This is a genomic window from Paenibacillus campinasensis (genome assembly GCF_002272015.1).
GTDB lineage: Bacteria > Bacillota > Bacilli > Paenibacillales > Paenibacillaceae > Paenibacillus_AQ > Paenibacillus_AQ campinasensis.
Genome location: NZ_NPBY01000167.1, coordinates 1 through 207, shown reverse-complemented (window position 1 = coordinate 207; position 207 = coordinate 1). Strand labels below are relative to the sequence as shown.

The 207-nt window shown below is 52.2% G+C and carries 1 protein-coding gene; it reads left to right on the top strand.

What is annotated here, in order from left to right; genetic code table 11:
* Nucleotides 1–207 (top strand): L,D-transpeptidase (locus CHH67_RS25890; RefSeq protein WP_144029330.1); only part of this gene is annotated, 207 nt, incomplete at both ends.

Sequence of the window (207 nt, the reverse complement as noted above, 5' to 3'; positions counted from 1 at the left end):
CAATCGGTCATATACGCGGGACAGCACATTATCATACCGAATCTTCCCGACCCATCCACCATTCCCTATTCCATTGTCGTGTATATCGGAGCGAAGAAACTGGAGTTATACCGCCTCGGCAGGCTCATCCGTACGTACCCCATCGCCGTCGGAAAAATATTGACGACCACGCCGACCGGAGAATTTTACATTGTGAACCGCCAGCCC